Origin of the sequence: Microcella flavibacter (genome assembly GCF_012530535.1) — a bacterium.
In the GTDB taxonomy this organism is placed as follows: Bacteria; Actinomycetota; Actinomycetes; order Actinomycetales; family Microbacteriaceae; genus Microcella; species Microcella flavibacter.
The window spans coordinates 228,786-251,595 of record NZ_CP051299.1; the positions used below are offsets into that span (position 1 = coordinate 228,786).

Here is a 22,810-nt window from a genome sequence, read left to right on the forward strand (position 1 = left end):
GCGCGGATAAAGGCGCAGACAGTCGTGCGGTCGGGAGCCCGGGGAGCGGACAGACGTGCGGCCCGGGCCCGGGGTGGGGGAGGACCCTTACCCGCGCACCGCATCGCGGATGGCGAGCACGATCTGCTCGAGCACCGGCGCGGGGGTCGCGAGGATCATGCGCACGTGGCCGACGCCGGCCGCTCCGCACGCGCGCCCGTCGGTGAGGGCGACGCCGGCCCGCTCGCGCAGCGCGAGCGCGGGATCGTCGCCGAGCTCGAGCGCGCTCACGTCGAGCCAGGCGATGTACGTGCCCTCGGGCATCCGGAATCGCACCTCGGGCAGGTGCTCCTCGAGCAGCGCGGCCAGCAGGCGGCGGTTGCGGTCGAGGTACGACAGCTGCGCCTCCAGCCACGGAGCGCCCCACCGGTACGCCGCCGTGTTCGCGATGACGCCGAGGGTGCTCGCCCCGTGGCTCGCGAGAGGGCCGATCGTCTGCCACACCGCCTCATCGGCGTCGGAGTGCGTGATGAACTGCGCCGCCTTCAGCCCCGGCAGGTTGAACGCCTTCGAGGCGCTCGTGGCCGTGACGCTGTGACCGGCGGATGCCGCGCTCACGCTCGCATACGGAACATGCCGATGCGGCGCGAACACGAGCGGCGCATGCACCTCGTCGGCGAAGACCCGCGCATCGTGCCGCGCGACGACCTCGGAGAGCGCCGCCAGCTCCTCGCGCTCGAACACGCGCCCGCCCGGATTCAGCGGATTGCACAGCACCACGAGCCCGGCGCCCTCGACGAGCGCCGCCTCGATGCCCGCGAGGTCGAGCGTCTCGCGCCCGTCCGGCAGCAGCGCGTTCGGCACCTCGACGACCGCGCGTCCGTGCCGCACCGGCACCTGCAGGAACGGCATGTATGCCGGCGTCGGCACGACCACCGCCGAGCCCGCTCGGGAGTAGTGCTCGATCGCGACATCGAGTCCGGTGATGACGTCGGCAATCGGGTGGATGCTCTCCGCCGGCACCTCCCAGCCGTAGCGATCCCGCATCCAGTCGGCGGTCGCCCGGCTCATCTCGGCGCTCACCGCCGGAGGCAGGTACCCCGTCACCCCCGCCCGCATGGCGGCGACGACGGCCTCCGTCACCTCGGCGGGCGTGCCGAGATCGGACTCCGCGACCCACGCGCCGAGCGGCACGGGGAAGTAGCTCCACTTCATGCCGCCCGCGGTATGTAGCTCCTCAGCGGTGAGCGCATCCCACGACGCGTGGAGCGCGACGACGTCGATCGGCGCGGGCTCAGCCGGCAAGAGCGGCGTCCACGATCGCCTTGGCCTCCTGCTGCACCTGCGCGAGGTGCTCCTCGCCGCGGAAGGACTCGGCGTAGATCTTGTAGACGTCCTCGGTGCCGCTCGGGCGGGCCGCGAACCAGGCGTTCTCGGTGACGACCTTGACGCCGCCGATCGCCGCGCCGTTGCCGGGCGCGTGCGAGAGCTTCGCCGTGATGGGCTCGCCCGCGAGCTCGGAGGCCGAGATGGCGTCGCCCGAGAGCTTCGAGAGCGCGGCCTTCTGCGCGGCGTCGGCCGGAGCATCCACCCGCTGGTACGCCGGAGCGCCGTAGCGCGAGGTCAGCCCCGTGTAGAGCTGGGAGGGCGTCGACCCGGTGACGGCCGTGATCTCGCTCGCGAGCAGGGCGAGCAGAATGCCGTCCTTATCGGTCGTCCAGACGGTGCCGTCGCGGCGCACGAAGCTCGCGCCCGCGCTCTCCTCGCCGCCGAAGGCGACCGAACCGTCGATGAGGCCCGGCACGAACCACTTGAAGCCCACCGGCACCTCGTCGAGGCGGCGGCCGAGGCCGGCGGCGACGCGGTCGATCATGCTCGACGAGACGAGGGTCTTGCCGATCGCGGCGTCGGCGCGCCAGTCGGGGCGGTGCGCGTAGAGGTACTCGATCGCGACCGCGAGGTAGTGGTTGGGGTTCATCAGCCCGCCGTCGGGGGTGACGATGCCGTGGCGGTCGGCGTCGGCGTCGTTGCCGGTGAGGATCGCGTAGTCGTCTCTGTGCGCGAGCACGCTGGCCATCGCGCTCGGGCTCGACGGATCCATGCGGATCTTCTCGTCCCAATCGAGGGTCATGAAGCCCCAGGCCGGGTCGACGAAGGGGTTCACCGTCGTCAGGTCGAGGCCGTGCAGCTCGGCGATGCGCTGCCAGTAGCTGACCGCGGCGCCGCCGAGCGGGTCGGCGCCGATGTGCAGGCCCGAAGCGCGGATCGCCTCGACGTCGATGATCGAGGCGAGGTCGCTGACGTAGTGCTCGCGGAAGTCGTACGCGTTCGTCTCGACCGCCGTGCCGCGCTTCACGTCGCGGCTGCCGTTCGCGATGATCTCGTTCGCGCGCGCCGCGATCCAGCCCGTGGCGTCGGAGTCGGCGGGGCCGCCGTGCGGCGGGTTGTACTTGAAGCCGCCGTCGCGCGGAGGGTTGTGCGACGGGGTGATGACGATGCCGTCGGCCTGGGCATCCTGCGCCGCGTGGCGGTTGTGGGCGATGATCGCGTGGCTGAGCGCGGGGGTCGGCACGTAGTCGTCGTTGGCATCGACGAAGGTCAGGATGCCGTGGGCCGTCAGCACCTCGAGGGCGGTGCGCTGAGCGGGGGCGGAGAGCGCATGGGTGTCGGCGCCGACGAAGATCGGGCCGCGCACGCCCTGCTGGGCGCGGTACTCGACGATCGCCTGCGTGATCGCGGCGATGTGGGTGTCGGTGAAGGCGCCGTCGAGGCTCGAGCCGCGGTGGCCGCTCGTGCCGAAGACCACGCGCTGCGCCGGGTCATCCAGGTCGGGGGTGCGGTCGTGGTACGCCGCGACGACGGCGTCGACGTCGATGAGGTCGGAGGGCTGGGCGGGGGTTCCGGCGCGGGTCATGGGTTCATCCAACCACCGCGGCACGGCCAGCGGGAAGGCGGTTCCGGGGCGGCTCGCAGGCGGGCTGCGCACCTAGACTTCCGAGCATGAGCGCAGCCCCCGACGCGACCCCGGTCTACAGCTACCTGGGCCCCGTCGGCACCTTCACCTGGGAGGCTCTGCGGCAGGTGCCCGAGGCCGAGGGCGCCGCCTGGCGCAGCGTCAGCAACGTGGGCGAGGCGCTCGACGACGTCATGTCGGGGCGCAGCGTCGCCGCGATGATCGCGATCGAGAACTCGGTCGAGGGCGGCGTGAGCGCGACGCAGGATGCTCTGGCCACGATCCCCGGACTGCGCATCATCGGCGAGTACCTGGTGCCCGTGAGCTTCGTGCTCGTCGGTCGGCCGGGAACGGCGCTCGCCGACGTGCGGGTCATCGCCGCGCATCCCGTCGCCTACGCCCAGTGCCGCCGCTTCCTCGAATCGCAGCTGCCCAGTCACGGCCACGTGCCCGCCGCCTCGAACGTCGCGGCGGCGACGAGCCTGCTCGCCTCCGAGCTCGCCGAGGCCGCGATCGCGCCGCCCGGCATCACCGACCACCACCCGCTCCAGCTGCTCGCCGAGGGCATCGGCGACAACCCGAACGCGGTGACGCGCTTCGTGCTCGTGAGCCGCACCCTCGGGCTGCCCGCCCGCACCGGCGCCGACAAGACGAGCATCATCGTCGAGCTGCCCGACGACGCCCCCGGCCGCCTGCTCGAGATGCTCGAGCAGTTCGCCACCCGCGGCGTCAACATGAGCCTGCTCGAGTCGCGGCCCATCGGCGACGCCCTCGGCCGCTACCGCTTCGTCATCGACCTCGACGGGCACGTGCACGACGAGCGCGTCGCCGACGCCCTGCTCGGCCTCAAGCGGTTCAGCCCCGCCGTGATGTTCCTCGGCTCGTACCCGCGCGCCGACCGTCAGCAGATCGAGGTCGTCTCGCAGTACGGCGACGAGGTCTTCACGGACGCGCGCGACTGGCTGCGCGGCATCCTCTCGGGCGAGCCCGAGGCGTAGCGGCGCGGCGCCGCCCGCCGCCCCGGCCGGCGGCATCGCGTCGGCGAGCTCGTGTCGCGTGCACAAATGCAGGACGCGGCGCCCTCACTCCGGCGTGTCGCCGCATGACCGCAGGCGACGCGCCGAGCCCGTCCTGCATTTGTGCACGCCGAAGCCCCGGGTGGCTCAGACCCGGGCGTCGGGCCGCCTCAGCGCAGGTCGTCCGCGACGCAGATGAGCACCTTGCCGGTGACCCCGGCCTCGACCGCATCGTGCGCGGCCGCCGCGTCGTCGAGCGCGAACCACGTCAGCGGCAGCCCGGCCTCGGCGCCGACGGGCAGCGCGCCCGCCTCGAGCGCGGCGGTGATATCCGCCGCGGCGCGGGCGAGGGCATCCCGCTCGACGGTGTAGAGCAGCAGCCCCTGCCAGCGGGCGTTCTTGGCGAAGCTCGCCACGATCGGAGCGGTGAAGTCGTCGCCGTTGTTGTTCGCGTAGTACGCGATGCTGCCGTGGTTGGCGAGCACCTCGACGTCGAGGGCGGCGTTCTGCGCCGGCGCGACCTCGACGACGTGGTCGACGCCGCTCGGGGCGAGGGCGAGCACCTCAGCCGCGAGCTCGGCATCCGGGTACTGCAGCACGTGATGCGCGCCGGCGGCGCGGGCGAGCTCGGCCTTGTCGTCGCTGCTGACCGTGGCGATCACGGTCGCTCCCGCCCAGACGGCGAGCTGGATCGCGGCGTGCCCGACGGCCCCCGCGCCGCCCTGCACGAGGACGACGCGGCCGTCGAGGGCGGCGGGCGCGAGGCGGGCCGGGCCGAACTCGTGCACGGTGAGGGCGCGGTGGGCGGTCATCGCGGGAACGCCGAGGCTCGCGGCGACGTCGAACCCGACGCCCTCGGGCAGCCGCACGACGCGGCTCGCCGGCAGAACGGTGAACTCCTGCGCCGTGCCCGTCGGGCGCTCGTGGGCGGCGAGGAAGATCCACACCCGGTCGCCGACCCGCAGGCCGTCGACGTCCGCGCCGACGGCGTCGATCACGCCGGAGCCGTCCTGGTTCGGCACGGCCTCGTCGACCTCGAGCGGCTTGCCCGCGCGGGCCTTCCAGTCGGTCGGGTTGACGCCCGAGACGGCGACCCGCACCCGCACCTCGCCGGGGCCGGGTGCGACGACATCGCGGTCGACGAGCTCGAGGACGGAGGAGGGGCCGGGCTGGGAGAAGACGATGGCACGCATGCTCCGTGCAAGGGCGATCCGGCCGTCGCTATTCCCCGCGCGCGGCCACCGAGGCAGAGGCGGCCCCCGGTCGACGCGCCCGCGGCGGCCGTTCGGGATGCCCGGCGCGGGCCCGTGCGGATGGTCGCGCTCCCACGCCCCGACCGTCCGTGAACATCCCGAAACTCTCTAGAAACATTCGATCACGATCGCGTAACGCTATGTTGCGAGTCCCAACATATACGTTGCTCCTCGCAGGACGATCTGCCTACCTTTGCGGCAATCCCCCGTACCCCCTGCGCAAAGGAGCGCCATGCCTCGGCATAGATTCACGAAAACTTTCGTAGCGGCGACTGCCGCGTTAGCGCTCGTCGTCGCCCCGGCGACCGCTGCGTCTGCGGCGGACGTCGTCGTCCTGAACGCCGATTTCAGCGCCGGGCTCCTGCCCGCCGAGCTGCAGCAGAGCGGCGGCCCCGCCTTCAGCGCCATCGACATCGAGGGCGATCGGGCCCTGCTCGTCGGCGACCGGCGCAACGACTACGACGGCGTGCAGACGGCGCCCGGCGTGCTCGCCGCCGGCACCACGTACCGCTTCACGATGGATGCCCGCCTCGCGCCCGAGACGGCCGGCACCGCCAACCTGCGCCTCATCGTGAACTTCAACGGCGAGAGCGGCACCTACGCCTACGCCGACGCCGCCGACATCACCGCCGCGGGGTGGACGACGCTCGAGGGCGAGTACAGCATCCCGGCCGGCGCGACCGCGCCGAAGGTCTACACGGGCACGAGCGCGCTCTCGGGCAGCACCGAACCGTTCGGCTACGTCATCGACGACCTCGTCATCACCGCGCTCGACGTCCCCGAGGAGGGCCCCATCACGCCGAGCCCCGGCATCGCCCCGGGCGGGTTCCCGAACCCGACCACCACCGAGCTCGCCACCGCGCAGGGCACGGGCGACGTCGCCGCGCTCACGTTCGACGACGGCCCGGCCGAGGACACCGCCGACCTGCTCGACTTCCTCGCCGAGGAGGGCATCTCCGCCGTCTTCTGCGTCATCGGCTCGCAGATCGAGGCGCCGGGCGGCGCCGAGCTGCTGCGCCGCATCGTCGCCGAGGGCCACGTGCTGTGCAACCACTCCACCGGCTTCGCCGACATGGGCGGCTACTCCGTCGAGCAGGCCCAGGCCGACCTCGAGGAGAACCTCACGATCATCCGCGACGTCCTCGGCGACGACGACGCCGCGGTGCCGTTCTTCCGCGCGCCGAACGGCAGCTGGGGCGAGACCCGCGAGGTCGCCGTCGCGCTCGGCATGCAGCCGCTCGCGGTGACGAACACCATCCAGGACTGGGACGGCAACGACCAGCGCGTCGAGACGCTCGAGGCGAACATCCGCGCCGCCCTGCAGCCCGGCCGCATCCTGCTCGCCCACGACGGCCCGGCCAACCGCGCCAACACCGTCACCGCGATCCGGAACGTCGTGACCGAGCGCATCGGCGAGGGCTGGAGCTTCACGCTGCCCACCGGCACGCCCGCCGCCGTCGACCCCGGCACCCCGGGGGCCACGGTCATCAGCACGAGCTTCGAGGACGGCCTCGACGGCTGGCAGCTGCGCCAGGCGAGCGACGGCGACCCCACGGTGGGCACGACCACCGACTACGCCCGCACGGGCGCGCAGTCGGCGGTCGTCGCGAACCGCGGCAGCCAGGGCGACGGCATCGGGTTCCCGGTGATCGGCACCCTGCTGCCCGGCGTCACCTACGACCTCTCCGCCTGGGTGCGCTTCGCGCCCGGGCAGCAGCCGGATGACGTCTGGCTGACCCTGCAGGCCGACTCGGTCTTCCAGACGGTCGCCCAGGCCGACGGCTTCACCAACAGCGGATGGACCGAGCTGACGGCGTCGGTCACGATGCCGACCAGCGAGCTCACGACGGGTCTGCTCTACTTCGAGACCCGCTACGACGGCGGCGCCATCGCCAACACGAGCACGTTCTACGTCGATGACATCACCGTCACGCAGGCCGAGCCGCTCGTGGTGCAGGATCTCACGCCGATCAAGGACACCGTGGAGTTCCCCATCGGCGTCGCGATCGACTCGCGCGAGACCGCCGGAGCCCAGTCGCAGCTCGTGCAGCGCCACTTCGAGCAGCTGACGAGCGAGAACTTCATGAAGCCCGAGTCGTTCTACAACGCCGACGGCGAGTTCTCGCCGAGCCCCGAGGGCGACCTGCTCATGGAGTACGCGGTCGACAACGGCAACCGCGTCTGGGGCCACACCCTCGTGTGGCACGCGCAGACGCCGGCGTTCTTCTTCCAGGACGAGTCGGGCGCACCGCTGACGGACTCGGAGGGTGACCAGGCCATCCTCGCCGAGCGCATGCGCACGCACATCTTCGCCGTGGCCGAGCACTACGCGACCACGTTCGGCGAGTACGGCGACGGCAACCCGATCGTGGCGTTCGACGTGGTCAACGAGGTCGTGGGCGACGGCGGGCAGTTCGACGACGGCCTGCGCCGCAGCGAGTGGTACCGCATCCTGGGCGAGAACTTCATCGACCTGGCGTTCCAGTACGCCGATGAGGCCTTCAACCAGGAGTACGCCGCCGCCGGCGCCGACCGCCCGGTCGCGCTGTTCATCAACGACTACAACACCGAGCAGCAGGGCAAGCAGGATCGGATGCGCGCGCTCCTGGAGCGCCTGCTCGATCGCGGCGTGCCGGTCGACGGACTGGGTCACCAGTTCCACGTCAGCCTGTCGTTCCCGGTCGCCGAGCTCGGCGCCACGATCGACCGGTTCTCCGACCTGCCGATCACGCAGGCCGTCACCGAGCTCGACGTCACCACGGGCACGCCCGAGACCGAGGCGCTGTTCATCGACCAGGGGTACTACTACCGCGACGCGTTCCGCGACTTCCGCGAGCGCGCCGACGAGCTGTTCTCCGTGACGATCTGGGGTCTGACCGACAACCGCAGCTGGCGCGCCGCCAACGGCGGACCGCTGCTGTTCGACGAGCGCCTGCAGGCGAAGCCGTCGTACTTTGGGCTGATCGACGGCGAGCTCGAGGCCCCGCAGCGCGCGGCCAACGTGTTCCAGGGCGAGGTCGGCATCGGCGAGGTCGACTCGCCCGAGTGGGAGCGTCTGCCGCTCGAGATCGTGGAGGGGGGGACCGCGTTCCAGCTGCGCTGGAGCGGGAGCATCCTCACCGCCTACGTCACCGTGGACGACGCGACCGATCAGGCGGCCGACGCCGTGACCTTCGAGTACGAGGGGCGCACCGTGACGGTCGAGCGCGGCGACGAGGGCACGGTCGAGCGGGACGGTGGATACGACCTGGTCGTGCCGCTGACCCTGCCGGCCGCCGCGAACGAGGGCGACCTGCTCGCGTTCGACCTGCGCGTCACCGACGGCACGACCACGGCCGGCTGGAACAGCGAGGGCGTTCTCGGAACGCTCACGCTGCTCGGGGCGCTCTCGTTCACCGAGACCGTCGCCGCCGAGGGCGACGTCGTCATCGACGGCGGCATCGACGAGGCCTGGGCCGCGGCGAACAGCTTCACCACCGCCAAGCAGGTCGAGGGCGCGTCGGGCGCGCAGGCCGAGGTGCGCACCCTGTGGCGCGACTCGACGCTGTACCTGCTCGCCGAGGTCGCCGACCCGATCGTCGACGTCACCGGATCCGACCCGTGGATCCAGGACTCGGTCGAGATGTACATCGACGCCGGCAACGTGAAGAACGGCCCCTACCGCTACGACGACATGCAGGTGCGCATCAGCGCCGAGAACGTCGTGTCGTTCGGCACCGGGGACGAGGGCTTCCAGCGCGGTCGCGTCGAGTCGGCGACGACCCTGGTCGACGGCGGCTACATCGTCGAGGCGGCGATCAGCCTGATCGACTCGTCCGGCGAGGGCACGTTCCACGGCCTCGACGTGCAGGTCAATGACGCCGCCAACGGCGCGCGCAGCTCGATCACCAACTGGGCCGACCCCTCGGGAGCCGGATTCCAGTCGACCGCCCGCTGGGGCGTCACGCAGCTGGTCGGCTCGGGCGAGGTCGTGCCCGACGGTCCGGTCGTCTCGATCGGCGCCGGCTCGGTGGCGGCGGGCGGCGCGGTGCGCGTCGAGCTCACCGGCTTCGAGCCCGGGGCCGAGGTGTCGCTCTCGCTCGACGCGGCGGGTACCCAGCCGGCCGAGCTGACGGTCGCGGCGGTGCTGCAGGTCGTCACGGTGGACGGCGACGGCAATGCCGTGGTCACGCTCACGGTGCCGCGCGGCACCGCACCCGGCGACTACGTGCTGAGCGCGGTCGTCGACGGGGTGGTCGTGGCGGATGCTCCGCTCACGGTCACCGCGGCGGTCACGGGCGCCGACGGCGGAACCGGCGGTGACGGCACGGGTGCCGGTGCCGGCGGGCTGCCCGTCACCGGTGCCGACGCGGCCGGGATCATCGCGCTCGCGATGCTCCTGCTCCTCCTCGGCGTCGCGGCCACCGTGGTCGCCCGTCGCCGCGAGGCGCGCCTGCAGTAGTCCTGCGGCACAGCACGCAGGAGGGCCCCGGTGTCATGAGCGCCGGGGCCCTTCGGCGTGCGGATGCGCGGCGCGGGCGTGCACGAATGCAGGAGTCGAGCATCCCGAACCGGCGGCGGCTCGGCGCGGCGGCTACTCCGGCGCGGGCGCCGAGCTGATGCCGGCGCGCTCGGGCGAGACGTCGCGCGGCACGCGCACGATGAGCGAGGCGGGCTCGACCCGCACGCTGAGGGTCGTCACGAGACCCATCTCCTCGCCGTCGATCTCGAACTCCTCGGGCTTCTCGAAGCGCAGGTCGGCGCGGCGGCCCTGGAAGTAGCGCAGCACGCGCACGCGCTTGTCGGCGGCCATGAGGCGGCGGCCGGCGCGCGACTTGCGCAGCACGCCGTTCTCCCACACCACGGCGGTGCCGACGCGGATCCAGCCGGCGAGGTTGCGGGGGCGCATGGCGGCGATGTCGAGCAGGCCGTCGTCGATCTTCGCCTCGGGCATGATCAGCACGTTGCCGGGCAGGGCGCCGCAGTTGCCGATGAGGAGGGTGTGCACGCTCGTCGACCGGGTGGGGGAGCCGTCGAGGGAGTAGGAGAGCTTGACCGCGTCGACGTCGCGCGCGATGCGGGCGATGGCCTCGACGTAGGCGAGCCAGCCGACCTTCTTCTTCAGCTCGGGGTTGGTGGCGGCGATCATCTTCGCGTCGAGGCCGATTCCGACCATGACGACGAAGGTGTGCTGCTCGGTCGAGCCGTCGGGCCGGCGCAGCAGCGCGGTGCCCATGTCGATGGCGCGGTCCTCGCCGGTGACGGCGAGCTGCACGGCCTCGGGCAGGCGGTTGAGCGTGATGCCGAGGTTGCGGGCGAGCAGGTTGCCGGTGCCCGCGGGCAGCAGCACGAGCGGCACGCCCGAGTTCATCATCCCCTCGGCGACCGCGCGCACGGTGCCGTCGCCGCCGGCGGCGAGAACGGCGGATGCGCCGCTCGCGATCGCCTCCTTCGCCATGCCCTGCCCCGGGTCGTCGACGCTCGTCTCGAGCCAGAGGGTGGCGTTCCAGCCGGCCTCCTCCTCGGCGAGCCGGACCTCCGAGCGCAGCTCGTCGATGTCCACCTTGATGGGGTTGAAGATGACGGCGACGTGCGCGCCGGCGGAGGCCTGATCGGGAGACATGGCGTCAGGCTAGGGCATGCGGCACGGCGGGCGCCCGGGCGGGCGGACGAGCATCCAGCACGGGTCGTTCCCCGGCGGTCGGGCGCGGGCCGCGTGCCAGACTAGAGGCGTGATCGACCCCCAGCTGCTGCGTGAGAATCCCGAGCTCGTCAAAGCCTCCCAGCGCGCCCGCCGCGCCTCCGTCGAGCGGGTCGACGAGGCCGTCGCCGCCGACGCCGCGCGCCGCGAGTCCATCACCGCCTACGAGACCCTGCGGGCCGAGCAGAACGCGCACGGCAAGACCGTCGCGAAGGCCCCGAAGGAGGAGAAGGCCGCGCTGGTCGCCCAGGCGCAGGAGCTCTCGGCCCGCGTGAAGCAGGCGCAGCAGGCCGCGGCCGAGGCCGAGGAGGCCTTCGCGAGCATCGCGGGGGGCATTCCGAACGTCGTGCTCGACGGTGTTCCCGAGGGTGGCGAGGACGACTTCGTCACGCTGCGCGAGGTCGGCTCGACGCCCGTCTTCGACTTCGAGCCCCGCGACCACCTCGAGCTCGGCGAGGTGCTCGACGCGATCGACATGCCCCGCGGCGTGAAGGTCTCGGGCTCGCGCTTCTACTTCCTCAAGGGGCTAGGGGCGCGACTCGAGCTGGCGATGATGACCATGGCTCTCGACCGCGCGCTCGAGGCCGGCTTCACCCCGCTCATCACGCCCACGCTCGTGAAGCCCGAGGTCATGCGCGGCACCGGGTTCCTCGGCGAGCACGCCGACGAGGTCTACCACCTGCCCGCCGACGACCTCTACCTCACCGGCACGAGCGAGGTCGCCCTCGCCGGATACCACGCCGACGAGATCCTCGACGTGAGCGAGGGCCCGCTGCGCTACGCCGGCTGGAGCACCTGCTACCGCCGCGAGGCCGGCAGCTACGGCCGCGACACCCGCGGCATCATCCGCGTGCACCAGTTCCAGAAGCTCGAGATGTTCAGCTACATCGACCCTGCCGACGCCGAGGCCGAGCACGAGCGCCTGCTCGCCCTGCAGGAGGCCATGCTGCAGAGCCTCGGCCTCGCCTACCGCGTCATCGACACCGCCGCCGGCGACCTCGGCACGAGCGCCGCCCGCAAGTTCGACATCGAGGCCTGGGTGCCCACGCAGGGCGCCTACCGCGAGCTCACGAGCACGAGCAACTGCACCACCTACCAGGCCCGCCGGCTCGACATCCGGCACCGGGGCGAGAGCGGGAAGACGGCGCCCGTCGCGACGCTCAACGGCACGCTCGCGACGACCCGCTGGATCGTCGCCATCCTCGAGACCCACCAGCGCGCCGACGGCTCGGTGGTGGTGCCGGATGCCCTGCGCCCGTACCTCGGCGGCCTCGAGATCATGGAGCCCAAGCGATGAGCACGACGTCCACCGACCAGGGCGAGCGCTGGCTCGTCGCCCTCGACATCGACGGCACCGTGCTGCACGAGGACGGCTCGCTGCCCGACGCGGCGCTCGCCGAGATCACCCGACTGCGGCAGGCCGGGCACGAGGTCATGCTCGCCACCGGGCGCTCGGTCGCCATGACCCTGCCGGTGCTCGAGCGGCTCGGCATCGCTCCCGAGTACGTGGTCTGCTCGAACGGCGCCATCACGCTGCGTCGCGACGAGAGCGCCCCGACGGGGTACCGGCGCGAGCACGTCGAGACCTTCGACCCCTCGGGAGTGCTGGAGAGCATCCGCCCGCATCTCAGCCAGGCGAACTACGCCGTCGAGGACGAGACCGGCATGTACCGCTACACCGGCTGGTTCCCCGACGGCGCGCTCGGCGCCGTGAGCGAGGAGGTGCCGTTCGAGCGCCTCGCCCACGAGCCCGCCACCCGCGTCGTCGTCATCAGCCCCGGTCACGCGATGGAGGAGTTCCTCGCCGCCGTCGAGCTCATGGGCCTGCACCAGGTCAGCTACAACGTCGGCTGGACGGCCTGGCTCGACATCGCGCCCGACGGCGTGAACAAGTCCACGGCCCTCGAGCGGGTTCGGGATGCCCTCGCCATCGATCCCCGTCGCGTGCTCGCCGTCGGCGACGGCCGCAACGACATCGAGATGCTCACCTGGGCGGTCGCCGGCGGTGGGCGCGGCGTGGCCATGGGGCAGGCGCCGGAGGAGGTCGTCGCGGTGGCCTCCGAGACGACGGCGCGCGATACCGAGGACGGGCTGGCGAAGGCGCTCTCCGCACTGCAGTAGGGTTCGCGGCGGCGCGCGGCCCGGGCGGGGCATCCCGAACGGGGGTGCCGCCGCCAGGCCCCGCATAGCATCCCTCGGGTACTATCGGGTTCGTTGATGCCGAGGAGGGCTGTCCGAGCGGCCGATGGAGCTGGTCTTGAAAACCAGTGGGCAGAGATGTCTCGTGGGTTCGAATCCCACGCCCTCCGCGCTGTGAGGATGCGCCCGCCGGGCGCGTCGACGCGAATACCGACCCGCACCGCCCTCCCGAGGGCCGTGCCGCAGCACCCGGGGGGATCGAATGGCCGAACGCACGCGTGATCGCACTCTGCGATCCCTGCCGATGGCGCGCGTGCGCCACGGCCGCCAGCGCCGCTCGGCCTGGTGGTCGACGGCCCTCAAGGTGGTCGGTGCGACCATGGCCGTCGTGCTCGTGAGCGGAGCATCCGTCGCCGCCATCGCCCTCAACAACCTCACCTCGAACATCGACGTCGTCGAACTGACCGACGCCGACGGCAACGTCCGCGAGATCCCGCAGGTCGGCGAGTGGGAGGGCGGCTTCAACGTGCTCATCGTCGGCGTCGACAACGCCGAGGGGCAGACGGTCGGCGAGGGGCGCGACACCACGCTCAACGACGTCAACATGCTCGTGCACGTCACAGAGGACCAGCAGTCGGCGGTCGCCGTGTCCATCCCGCGCGACCTCGTCATCCGGCATCCCGGGTGCCCGCAGGAGGACGGCTCGATGAGCTCGCCCATGAGCGCGCAGCCGCTCAACGTGGCCTACGGGCAGGGCGGGCTCAACTGCGTCGTGCTCACGGTCGAGGAGCTCACCGGGCTCGACATCCCGTACGCCGCGCAAATCTCCTTCGACGGCGTCGCCATGATGTCCACCGCCGTCGGCGGCGTCGACATCTGCATCACCGAGCCGATCATCGATCGGCAGGCCGATCTCGTGCTGGAGACCGCGGGCACCCACACCGTCGAGGGGTACCAGGCGCTCGCCTTCCTGCGCACGCGCTACGGCGTCGGCGACGGCAGCGACCTGAGCCGCATCTCCTCGCAGCAGGTCTACCTCTCCTCGCTCATGCGAAAGGTGCAGAACGAGGGCGTGCTCACCGACCCGACCGCGCTCTACGGCATCGCCACCGTCGCCACGCAGGCGATGAAACTGTCGCCCAGTCTCTCCAGCGTCGACACGATGGTGTCGATGGCGCTCGCCCTGCGGACCATCCCGACCGAGAACATCACCTTCGTGCAGTACCCGGCGACGACCGGCCTCGGCGGCGTGTACACGAACAAGGCGGCCCCGTTGGAGGACCTCGCCGACCAGCTGTTCGAGCGGATCCAGAACGGCGAGTCCTTCGTGCTCGCCGACGACGCCACCGGCAACGGCTCGACGCTCGACCCGAACGCGCCCGTCGCGCCGCCGACCGAGGCCCCGGTCGAGACGCCCGCGGCGACGGATCCCGCCGCGCCCGTCGACCCCAGCGCGAGCCCCGCCCCGGGCGACCCCTCGGTCGCGCCCGAGGACGCCGTGCTCGAGGGCGTGCTCGGCCAGACGGCGGACCAGTACACGTGCTCGGTGGCGAACTGACCGCGTCCGGGCGGGGCTGAGCGGAGCATCCCGCCGCCCTCGCCGGAACGCGCGCGCCGTGCCCGTCGCGCAGCGGCTATAGTGGTGGAGGCTCACGCCAGGAGACGTCGCATAGTCCGGCCGAGTGCACCACCCTGCTAAGGTGGAGTCCCCGTTCAGGGGACCAGGGGTTCAAATCCCCTCGTCTCCGCTGTACCGATGATCGCGCCGCCGCTGCTGCGGCGCGATGTCGCTGGTGGTCACCCTTCTGAGTCGGGTCACCGCAGCGGCCGCTTCTCCGATGTGACGTCGCTCGTCGTCACCGCCGTGATGGCCCTCTGCTGTGCGGTTCTGCAGGGCATCGCCGCTGAGCGTTCGCCGACTCACTCGGTCATGTTCGTGCGGGGCATCGCGAGCATCCGCCATGATCGGCGGGGAGGCGGAGCGCCGCCGTCGCGTCGACCATCAGGAGCAGCATGCCGATCCGGTTCGCGTCGTCGCCGCGCTCGAGCGTCGGCATCGAGTGGGAGCTCATGCTCGTCGACGACCGCGGCGATCTCGTGGGGGAGGCGCCGGGCATCCTCGAGGCGCTGAAGGACCGCCCCGGCATCACCGGCGAGCTGCTGACCAACACGGTCGAGATCGTCAGCGACCCGCACGCCCGCGTCGCCGACGCCGTGCGCGACGTGCGCGACCGCATCGCCGAGGTGCGCGCCGAGTGCGCCACGCGCGGCATCGGCCTGCTCTCGGCCGGCAGCCACCCGAGCGCGCTGTGGCACGAGCAGCGCATCGCCGAGGCGACCCGCTACGACAAGCTCATCCGCCGCACCCAGTGGTGGGGCCGCAACATGATGATCTGGGGCATGCACGTGCACGTCGGCGTCGAGCGCCGCGCGAAGGTCATGCCGCTGCTCGCCGAGCTCGGCGCGACCCTGCCGCACCTGCAGGCGCTCACCGCCTCGAGCCCGTACTGGGCGGGGGAGGAGACGGGGTACGCCTCGAACCGCGCGCTCGTCTTCCAGCAGCTGCCGACCGCGGGGCTGCCCTGGGCGCTCGACGACTGGCCCGCGTTCGAGGGCTACGTCGACGATCTGGTGCGCACCGGCGTCGTCGACGACGAGACCGAGGTGCGATGGGATGCCCGGCCGGCGCCGCGCTGGGGGACCCTCGAGGTGCGCGCCTGCGACGCCCCCTCGAGCCTGCACGAACTTGCCGCGGTCGCCGCGCTCGCGCAGTGCCTGGTGGAGCGCGGCTCGCGCCGCCTCGACGCCGGCCGCGCCCCCGCGCCGCTCGCGCCCTGGTTCCACCGCGAGAACAAGTGGCGGGTCGCCCGCTACGGCCTCGACGCGGTCACCGTCGTCGACGCCGGCGGCCGTGAGCAGCCCGTGCGCGAGCACCTCGCCGAGCTGCTCGTCGACCTCTCCCCGATCGCCGACGAGCTCGGCTGCGCGGAGGAGCTCGGCGGGGTCGAGCAGATCCTCGCGCTCGGCGGCGGGGCAGACCGCCAGCGGGCGGTCGCCCAAGCGCACGACGGCGACCTCGCCGCGGTCGTGCGGCACCTGCGGGCCGAGTTCGACGCCGAGCGGCCACTCCCCGCTGCGGACCACGGACGCCGCGAGGCCTAGCGGGGCAGGCGCACCGTGATGGTGGTGCCCGATCCGACCTCGCTGTCGACGTCGATCGAGCCCGCGTGGGCGTCGACGATGGCCTTCACGATGGGCAGACCGAGCCCGACGCCGCGGATGGCGGAGGCGCGGGCATCCGCCGCTCGGAAGAACTGCTCGAACAACCGCGCCTGATCCGGGGCGGAGATGCCGATGCCGGTGTCGCGCACGGTGAGGATGAGGTGCAGCTCGTCGGCCGACGCCGAGACGCGCACCCGCCCGCCCTCGGGCGTGTAACGCACGGCGTTGGTGATGAGGTTCTCGGCGACCTGGGCCATGCGCAGCGCATCGAAGCGGCCGACCGCGTCGTGCCCCGTCACGGTGAGGCGCACGCCCTTCGCGGCGGCCTCCGAGCGCAGGGCGTCGGCCGACTCGCGCACGACGGCGGCGAGGTCGCCGGAGTGCCGCGCGATCGCGATGGGCGCATTGCGCGATCCGGCCGCGGTGAGCAGGTCGCGCACGAGCATGTGCTGACGCTGCACGTTGCGGTCCATGACCTCGAGCCATTCGACGATGTCGGGGTCGAGCCCGGCGAGCTCGTCGCGGCGCTCGAGCACCAGTTCGAGGAACCCCGACATCGTCGTCAGCGGCGTGCGCAGCTCGTGCGAGACGGTGCCGATGAAGGCGTCCTTCGCCTCGAGCGCCTGCATGAAGTCGCTCACGTCCTTGACGACCACGACGTTCGCCAGGTGCTCGCCATCGGCCGTGTGAACGGGGCTCGCCGAGACCGACAGCGCCGCTTGACGGCCGCCGGGGGCTCCCACCCACACCAGTCGATCCGTGACCTGCTGCCCGCGCATCACCCGATCCAGCGACGAGTCGCCGTCGTCGATGGGGGTCACGCGATCGGTCGAGAACGCCTGGATGCCGTGGAACGACTCCCACGGGTCGGCGCCCTCGGCCGTCAGCTCGGGGCTCTCGCGCAGCACTCTGTTCATCAGCACGCGATCGCCGTCGGGCGCGGTGACGATGACGCCGACGTCGAGCGCGTCGAGCACCGTGTCGAGCAGTCGGCGGGTGCGCTCCGTCTCGCGGGCGGCCGCGGCCCGCCGGCGCTGCTCGGAGCTCAGCTCGACCTGCCGGCCGGCGAGGATGGACGACATCATGTACGCCACCACCATCGCGAGCAGCATGACGACGGGGAAGACGGCGATGAGCATGGTCGCGCGATCGGCGGCCGACTGGTCGAGCCCGCCCGATGCGACGGCGACGATGTCGGGCACGATGACGGCCACGACGAAGGGGGCGAGGGCCACGATCGCCCAGCGCGATTTGACGATGCCGACCCAGACGGCGGGGAGCGCCAGGATCATCACGAGCGGGTTGGTGACGCCGCCCGTGCCCTCGAGGCGGATCACGAAGATCGCGAGGAAGTCGAGGACGGGCATGAGGAGCATCCACGGCCGGTAGTACGGGTTGCGGAACCGCTTCATGAGCGGCAGAGCCGTCGCGATCGTCACCATGGCGATCCCGATGAGGTACGGAGGGCCCGCGACGACCTCGAATTCCAGCATGAGGAGCAGCAGCGTCGCGAGGCCGAAGATGATGAAGAAGCCCGTCTGCAGCAGCCGCGCCGTGTACCGCGGGCTGACGAGCGGTCGTTCGTCGAGCGTCGAATCGTTGGTGCTGGCCACCCGTTCCCCCTTGTGCGTGCATGCTCAGACTAGGGATGCCCGGGCCCGCGCCGCGCGCGCCGCTCGGGCCGCCCTCGATTCGACCCCGCCCCGCGTCGCTGATATGCTCGCTCAGTCGTGAAAGCGGCAGTGCGCCCGTAGCTCAATGGATAGAGCATCTGACTACGGATCAGAAGGTTAGGGGTTCGAGTCCCTTCGGGCGCGCAGGATGCCCCGGACGCTGTGATCAGCGTGCCGGGGCTTTTTCGTGCGCGGATGGCCGGCCGCACCCGCACCTGAGCATCCCCCCGCCCACCCCCTCGATCGGCGACCCGCACCCGCGCGCCCCGCGTACCGTGGGGAGATGACCGACATCGACCCCGGCGGATTCGTGCGCGTGCGCGGCGCCCGCGAGAACAACCTGCAGAGCATCGACGTCGATATCCCGCGCAACGCGCTCGTCGCCTTCACGGGGGTCTCGGGGTCGGGCAAGTCGTCGCTCGCCTTCGGCACCGTCTACGCCGAGGCGCAGCGGCGCTACTTCGAGTCGGTCGCCCCGTACGCGCGGCGGCTGCTGCAGCAGGTCGGCGCCCCGCACGTCACCGAGATCACCGGTCTGCCGCCGGCCGTCGCGCTGCAGCAGCGCCGCGGCGCGCCCAGCTCGCGCTCGACGGTGGGCACCATCACGACGTTGTCGAACCTGCTGCGGATGCTCTACTCGCGCGCCGGCACCTACCGACCCGGGGCGGCGCGGCTCGAGGCCGAATCCTTCTCGCCGAACACGGCGGCCGGGGCGTGCCCGCGCTGCGCCGGGCTCGGGAGCGTGCACGACGTCACGGTCGACCTGATGGTTCCCGACCCCGAGCTGAGCATCCGGGAGGGGGCGATCGCGGCGTGGCCGGGCGCGTGGCAGGGGGCGAACCAGCGCAGCATCGTCATGGGGCTCGGCATCGACATCGACGCGCCGTTCCGCACGCTCAGTGCGAAAGACCGCGAGTGGCTGCTGTTCACCGAGGAGCAGCCGAAGGTGTACATCGAGCCGCAGGAGGACCGGGTCGACCACGGTTACTACGGCAAGTTCTGGAGCGCGCGCCAGCACATCATGCACGTGCTGAAGGATTCGCAGAGCGCGAGGATGCGCGAGAAGGCGCTGCGCTTCACCGAGACCATGGCCTGCCCCGACTGCGGGGGCAGCGGGCTCAAGCCCGAGGCGCTCGAGGTGACCGTCGCGGGCCGCACGATCGCCGCCGTCAACGCCCTGCCGCTCAGCGAGGTCGCGCGGGTGCTGCGGCCGATCGCCGAGCAGGCCGACGCGGCGATCGCCGTCTCGGGCGCCGGCTCGGGCGAGGCGACCGAGGTGGCGGTGCGCATCGCGGCCGACCTGCTCGCGCGCATCGAGGTGCTGCTCGACCTCGGGCTCGGCTACCTGAGCCTCGGCCGCTCGTCGACGACGCTCTCGCCGGGCGAGGCGCAGCGTCTGCGCATCGCGACGCAGCTGCGCTCGGGCCTGTTCGGGGTCGTCTACGTGCTCGACGAGCCCTCCGCCGGCCTGCACCCCGCCGACGCCGAGCCGCTGCTCGACGTGCTCGAGCGCCTCAAGGATTCGGGCAACTCGCTCTTCGTCGTCGAGCACGACATGGACGTCGTGCGCCGCGCCGACTGGATCGTCGACATCGGCCCCGCCGCGGGCGAGGGCGGCGGGCAGGTCGTCTACAGCGGCCCGGTCGCCGGCCTCGAGGCGGTGGAGCGATCGGTGACGGGCGCGCACCTGTTCGGGCGCATCGCGCCGGTCGAGCGCGAGCCCCGCGAGCCCCGCGGCGGTCTGCGGCTCACCGGCGTGGAGCGCCACAACCTGCGCGGCGTCGACGTCGAGTTCCCGCTCGGCGTGCTCACGGCGGTCACCGGCGTCTCCGGGTCGGGCAAGTCGACGCTCGTCACCCAGGTGCTCGCCGAGGTCGTGCGCCGCTGGCTGGCGCGCGAGGACGAGCCCGCGCCGAGCGGCACGAGCGCCGGCACGAGCAGCGGCAGAGGCGCAGCCCCCGCAACCGACGACGACCCCGAGGCCGAGGCGCACCTCGACGTGCAGGTCGGCGACGTCGCCGGACTCGAGGCCTTCCAGCGCCTCGTCCGCGTCGACCAGCGCCCGATCGGCCGCACCCCCCGCTCGACGCTCGCCACGTACACGGGCATGTTCGACGTCGTGCGGGCGCTCTTCGCCGCGACCGACGAGGCGAAGCAGCGCGGCTGGGGCGCCGGCCGCTTCTCGTTCAACGTCGCCGAGGGCCGCTGCCCCACCTGCCAGGGCGACGGCTTCGTCGAGGTCGAGCTGCTGTTCCTGCCCGGCACGTACGGCGCCTGCCCCACCTGCCACGGCGCGCGCTACAACCCCGAGACGCTCGAGATCACCTGGAACGGCGCGACGATCGCCGACGTGCTGGCGATGTCGGTGGATGACGCTGCCGGCTTCTTCGCGACGAGCACCGGCGCCTCCCGCAGCCTCGCCGCCCTGCAGGACGTCGGGCTCGGATACCTGCGCCTCGGCCAGCCCGCGACGGAGCTCAGCGGCGGCGAGGCGCAGCGCATCAAGATCGCGACCGAGCTGCAGCGCGCTCGCCGCGGCCACACGCTGTACCTGCTCGACGAGCCGACCGCGGGGCTGCATCCGGCCGACGTGGCGCTGCTCATGAACCAGCTGCACGCCCTCGTCGATGCGGGCAGCACGGTGGTCGTCGTCGAGCACGACCTCGACGCGATCGCCTCGGCCGACTGGGTGATCGACCTCGGCCCGGGCGGCGGCGACCGCGGCGGCACCGTCGTCGCGACGGGGCGCCCGACCGCCATCGCGGCCGACGGCGCGAGCGTCACCGGCCCGTACCTCGCCCGGCGGCTGCGGGCGCGCGAGGAGTCGGCCGCGCGCTGAGATCCCGGCGCGATCGCCCGCCCGATCCCGGCGCCGCGTCCGTACGCTGAGCACGTGGATGCTCTCGATGTCGTCAAGGTCGTGGCAGGTCTCCTGCTGCTCATCGGCGGAGGCGAGGCCCTCGTGCGCGGCGCCTCGACGCTCGCCGCCAAGGTCGGGATCTCGCCGCTGATCATCGGACTGGTGGTGGTCTCCGCCGCCACCTCCGCGCCGGAGCTCGCCGTCACGGTCGGCGCGGTGCTCGACGGCGAGCCGGGGCTCGCGGTCGGCAACGTCGTCGGCAGCAACATCATCAACATCCTGCTGATCCTCGGCGTCTCGGCCATCATCAGCCCGCTCGTCATCAAACGGCAGCTCGTGCGCTTCGACATCCCCGTGATGGTGGGCATCTCGATCCTGCTCGTGGTCGTGAGCCTCGACGGCCGCCTCGACCTGCTCGACGGCGTTCTGCTGCTCGGCGGCCTGCTCGTGCACACGGTCGTGAGCATCGTCGTCGGACGGCGCGAGACGGTCGAGGAGCCCGCCGCGACCGACCCGGCTGGCGAGCAGAAGAAGCCGATGCCTCTGTGGCTCGCCGCCCTGCTGCTCGTCGCCGGCATCGGCCTGCTCGTCCTCGGCGCTCAGCTGCTCGTCGACGGCGCCGTGAGCATCGCGACCGGGCTCGGCGTCAGCAGCCTCGTCGTCGGCCTCACCGTCGTGGCCGTCGGCACCTCGCTGCCCGAGCTCGCCACCTCGATCATCGCCCTGCGGCGGGGCGAGCGGGATCTCGCCGTCGGCAACATCGTGGGCAGCAACATCTTCAACATCGGCATGGTGCTGGGGCTGCCGGCGATCATCTTCGGCGAGGGCATCCCGGTGCCGGCGGCGGCGATCGCGCTCGACCTGCCCCTGCTGCTCGCCACCGCGGTGGCGCTGCTGCCGATCGCGTTCACGGGCTTCGTCGTCGCCCGCTGGGAGGGCTGGCTGTTCGTGCTGCTGTGGGCGGCGTACACGGCGTACCTCGTGCTGGCCTCGACCGAGCACGACGCCCTCGACGGCTTCACCGCGGTGATGCTGTGGTTCGTGCTGCCGCTCGTGACGATCACGCTCATCGCGGTGACCTCGTACGAGGTCGGCGTGATCCGGGGGCGGCGGGCGGCCGCGGCCTCCGCGCGGCGATCGGAGGAGCATCCCGACCGCTCGTGATGCACTTGTGAGCACATCCTCGCAAATACGATGAACTCCTAGTATCTTCGTCCCCGGCGACACAATCGCCAGGGGAACGAAGGAGTTCACCGTGAAGATCATCGTGCTCATCAAGCAGGTGCCCGATACATGGAGCGACCGCAGGATCGATACGGCCACCGGGCTGATCGATCGGGTGGCGAGCGACCGCGTCATCGACGAGATCAGCGAGCGCGCCCTCGAGGTGGCGCTCGCCCGCAAGGACGGCGACAAGGCCACCGAGGTCGTCGTGATGACGATGGGCCCGCCCGAGGCGAAGGACGCGCTGCGCAAGGCGCTCGCCATGGGGGCCGACTCCGCGGTGCACATCAGCGACGAGGGTCTGACGGGGGCGGATGCCCTGCTCACCTCGTCCGTCATCGCCGCGGCCGCGCGCACCACCGGTTTCGACCTGCTCATCGCCGGCAACGAGTCGACCGACGGCCGCGGGGGCGTGCTGCCGGCCATGCTCGCCGAGCACCTCGCGCTGCCGGTGCTGTCGTTCCTCGACGCGGTCGAGCTCGATGAGGCGACCGTGCGGGGGCGCCGCGCCGGCGAGGCCGGCACCACCGAGCTCAGCGCCCCGCTGCCCGCGATCATCAGCATCACCGAGCAGCTGCCCGACGCGCGCTTCGCGAGCTTCAAGGGCATCATGACGGCGAAGAAGAAGCCCGTCGTCGCCCTCGCGCTCGACGAGCTCGCGGCCCCGGTGATGGATGCCCGCTCGACGGTGCTCGCCGCCCAGCAGCGCCCGCCGCGCACCGCCGGCACCCTCGTCGTCGACGACGGCCGCGCCGCCGCCGAGCTCGCCGACTACCTCGCCGCCGCGCGGCTCGTCTGAGAGGGCCGGATC

General features: G+C 72.2%; 14 protein-coding genes and 3 tRNA genes. 12 read left to right on the forward strand and 5 right to left on the reverse strand.

Annotated elements, in window-relative coordinates:
- Nucleotides 1–87: 87 nt before the first annotated feature.
- Together HGB54_RS01075 and pgm are read right to left on the reverse strand one after the other, a co-directional pair.
- Entirely contained in the window at nt 88–1,284 is a 1,197-nt protein-coding gene (locus HGB54_RS01075; protein ID WP_228545882.1) for a MalY/PatB family protein, read from the reverse strand.
- Complete coding sequence (gene pgm, locus HGB54_RS01080) at nt 1,274–2,893, reverse strand: phosphoglucomutase (alpha-D-glucose-1,6-bisphosphate-dependent) (protein ID WP_168914807.1); 1,620 nt, start codon at nt 2,891–2,893, stop codon at nt 1,274–1,276. Before pgm ends, HGB54_RS01075 begins: the two co-directional genes overlap by 11 nt.
- Before the next feature lie 86 nt (nt 2,894–2,979).
- Here pgm and pheA point away from each other — a divergent pair, with 86 nt between their 5' ends.
- Nucleotides 2,980–3,930 (forward strand): prephenate dehydratase, encoded by a 951-nt coding sequence (pheA, locus tag HGB54_RS01085; protein ID WP_168914808.1) that lies wholly within the window; start codon nt 2,980–2,982, stop codon nt 3,928–3,930.
- A gap of 188 nt (nt 3,931–4,118) precedes the next feature.
- Here the strand turns inward: pheA and HGB54_RS01090 are convergent, their stop codons facing one another.
- Nucleotides 4,119–5,141 carry an NADPH:quinone reductase gene (locus HGB54_RS01090; RefSeq protein WP_168914809.1) on the reverse strand — a complete coding sequence of 341 codons (1,023 nt, stop codon included), beginning with the start codon at nt 5,139–5,141 and terminating at the stop codon, nt 4,119–4,121.
- Between the two features lie 292 nt (nt 5,142–5,433).
- On the opposite strand from HGB54_RS01090, the gene HGB54_RS01095 reads away from it, so the two are divergent.
- Nucleotides 5,434–9,642, forward strand: coding sequence for an endo-1,4-beta-xylanase (locus HGB54_RS01095; protein WP_168914810.1), 4,209 nt, complete (start codon nt 5,434–5,436; stop codon nt 9,640–9,642).
- Nucleotides 9,643–9,774: 132 nt separating this feature from the next.
- Here the strand turns inward: HGB54_RS01095 and HGB54_RS01100 are convergent, their stop codons facing one another.
- Nucleotides 9,775–10,803, reverse strand: coding sequence for a diacylglycerol/lipid kinase family protein (locus HGB54_RS01100; RefSeq protein WP_168914811.1), 1,029 nt, complete (start codon nt 10,801–10,803; stop codon nt 9,775–9,777).
- Nucleotides 10,804–10,912: 109 nt separating this feature from the next.
- Here HGB54_RS01100 and serS point away from each other — a divergent pair, with 109 nt between their 5' ends.
- From serS to HGB54_RS01130, 6 genes are all read left to right on the forward strand, one after another.
- Nucleotides 10,913–12,178: a serine--tRNA ligase gene (gene serS, locus HGB54_RS01105; protein ID WP_168914812.1), complete on the forward strand. Its 1,266-nt coding sequence runs from the start codon at nt 10,913–10,915 to the stop codon at nt 12,176–12,178.
- Nucleotides 12,175–13,002, forward strand: coding sequence for an HAD family hydrolase (locus HGB54_RS01110; protein ID WP_168914813.1), 828 nt, complete (start codon nt 12,175–12,177; stop codon nt 13,000–13,002). The genes serS and HGB54_RS01110 overlap by 4 nt, the downstream gene beginning before the upstream one ends.
- 103 nt (nt 13,003–13,105) lie before the next feature.
- Nucleotides 13,106–13,190, forward strand: a tRNA-Ser gene (locus HGB54_RS01115).
- Nucleotides 13,191–13,324: 134 nt separating this feature from the next.
- Nucleotides 13,325–14,578 carry an LCP family glycopolymer transferase gene (locus HGB54_RS01120; RefSeq protein ID WP_228545883.1) on the forward strand — a complete coding sequence of 418 codons (1,254 nt, stop codon included), beginning with the start codon at nt 13,325–13,327 and terminating at the stop codon, nt 14,576–14,578.
- Nucleotides 14,579–14,678: 100 nt separating this feature from the next.
- Nucleotides 14,679–14,768: transfer RNA gene (locus HGB54_RS01125), tRNA-Ser, on the forward strand.
- A gap of 265 nt (nt 14,769–15,033) precedes the next feature.
- On the forward strand, nt 15,034–16,182 hold the full coding sequence (locus HGB54_RS01130; protein WP_168914815.1) for a glutamate--cysteine ligase: 1,149 nt from the start codon (nt 15,034–15,036) through the stop codon (nt 16,180–16,182).
- On the opposite strand, the gene HGB54_RS01135 is transcribed toward HGB54_RS01130, so the two are convergent.
- Nucleotides 16,179–17,855 (reverse strand): sensor histidine kinase, encoded by a 1,677-nt coding sequence (locus HGB54_RS01135; protein ID WP_168914816.1) that lies wholly within the window; start codon nt 17,853–17,855, stop codon nt 16,179–16,181. The genes HGB54_RS01130 and HGB54_RS01135 overlap by 4 nt on opposite strands.
- Nucleotides 17,856–17,986: 131 nt before the next feature.
- Here HGB54_RS01135 and HGB54_RS01140 point away from each other — a divergent pair.
- The 4 genes from HGB54_RS01140 (at nt 17,987) to HGB54_RS01155 (ending at nt 22,798) form a co-directional block, all read left to right on the forward strand.
- A tRNA-Arg gene (locus tag HGB54_RS01140) sits at nt 17,987–18,059 on the forward strand.
- A 139-nt stretch (nt 18,060–18,198) separates the two neighbouring features.
- Nucleotides 18,199–20,754 carry an excinuclease ABC subunit UvrA gene (locus tag HGB54_RS01145; RefSeq protein WP_168914817.1) on the forward strand — a complete coding sequence of 852 codons (2,556 nt, stop codon included), beginning with the start codon at nt 18,199–18,201 and terminating at the stop codon, nt 20,752–20,754.
- Between the two features lie 54 nt (nt 20,755–20,808).
- Nucleotides 20,809–21,939, forward strand: coding sequence for a calcium/sodium antiporter (locus HGB54_RS01150; RefSeq protein ID WP_168914818.1), 1,131 nt, complete (start codon nt 20,809–20,811; stop codon nt 21,937–21,939).
- Between the two features lie 91 nt (nt 21,940–22,030).
- Complete coding sequence (locus tag HGB54_RS01155) at nt 22,031–22,798, forward strand: electron transfer flavoprotein subunit beta/FixA family protein (RefSeq protein WP_168914819.1); 768 nt, start codon at nt 22,031–22,033, stop codon at nt 22,796–22,798.
- The last annotated feature ends 12 nt before the right edge of the window (nt 22,799–22,810 follow it).

What these genes read in the sequence shown, in the direction of transcription:
- HGB54_RS01095 (WP_168914810.1), top strand. Translation starts at nt 5,434, where the DNA reads ATGCCTCGGCATAGATTCACGAAAACTTTCGTAGCGGCGACTGCCGCG.
- HGB54_RS01100 (WP_168914811.1), bottom strand. Translation starts at nt 10,803, where the DNA reads ATGTCTCCCGATCAGGCCTCCGCCGGCGCGCACGTCGCCGTCATCTTC.
- HGB54_RS01120 (WP_228545883.1), top strand. Translation starts at nt 13,325, where the DNA reads ATGGCGCGCGTGCGCCACGGCCGCCAGCGCCGCTCGGCCTGGTGGTCG.
- HGB54_RS01130 (WP_168914815.1), top strand. Translation starts at nt 15,034, where the DNA reads ATGCCGATCCGGTTCGCGTCGTCGCCGCGCTCGAGCGTCGGCATCGAG.
- HGB54_RS01090 (WP_168914809.1), bottom strand. Translation starts at nt 5,141, where the DNA reads ATGCGTGCCATCGTCTTCTCCCAGCCCGGCCCCTCCTCCGTCCTCGAG.
- HGB54_RS01110 (WP_168914813.1), top strand. Translation starts at nt 12,175, where the DNA reads ATGAGCACGACGTCCACCGACCAGGGCGAGCGCTGGCTCGTCGCCCTC.
- HGB54_RS01145 (WP_168914817.1), top strand. Translation starts at nt 18,199, where the DNA reads ATGACCGACATCGACCCCGGCGGATTCGTGCGCGTGCGCGGCGCCCGC.
- pgm (WP_168914807.1), bottom strand. Translation starts at nt 2,893, where the DNA reads ATGACCCGCGCCGGAACCCCCGCCCAGCCCTCCGACCTCATCGACGTC.
- pheA (WP_168914808.1), top strand. Translation starts at nt 2,980, where the DNA reads ATGAGCGCAGCCCCCGACGCGACCCCGGTCTACAGCTACCTGGGCCCC.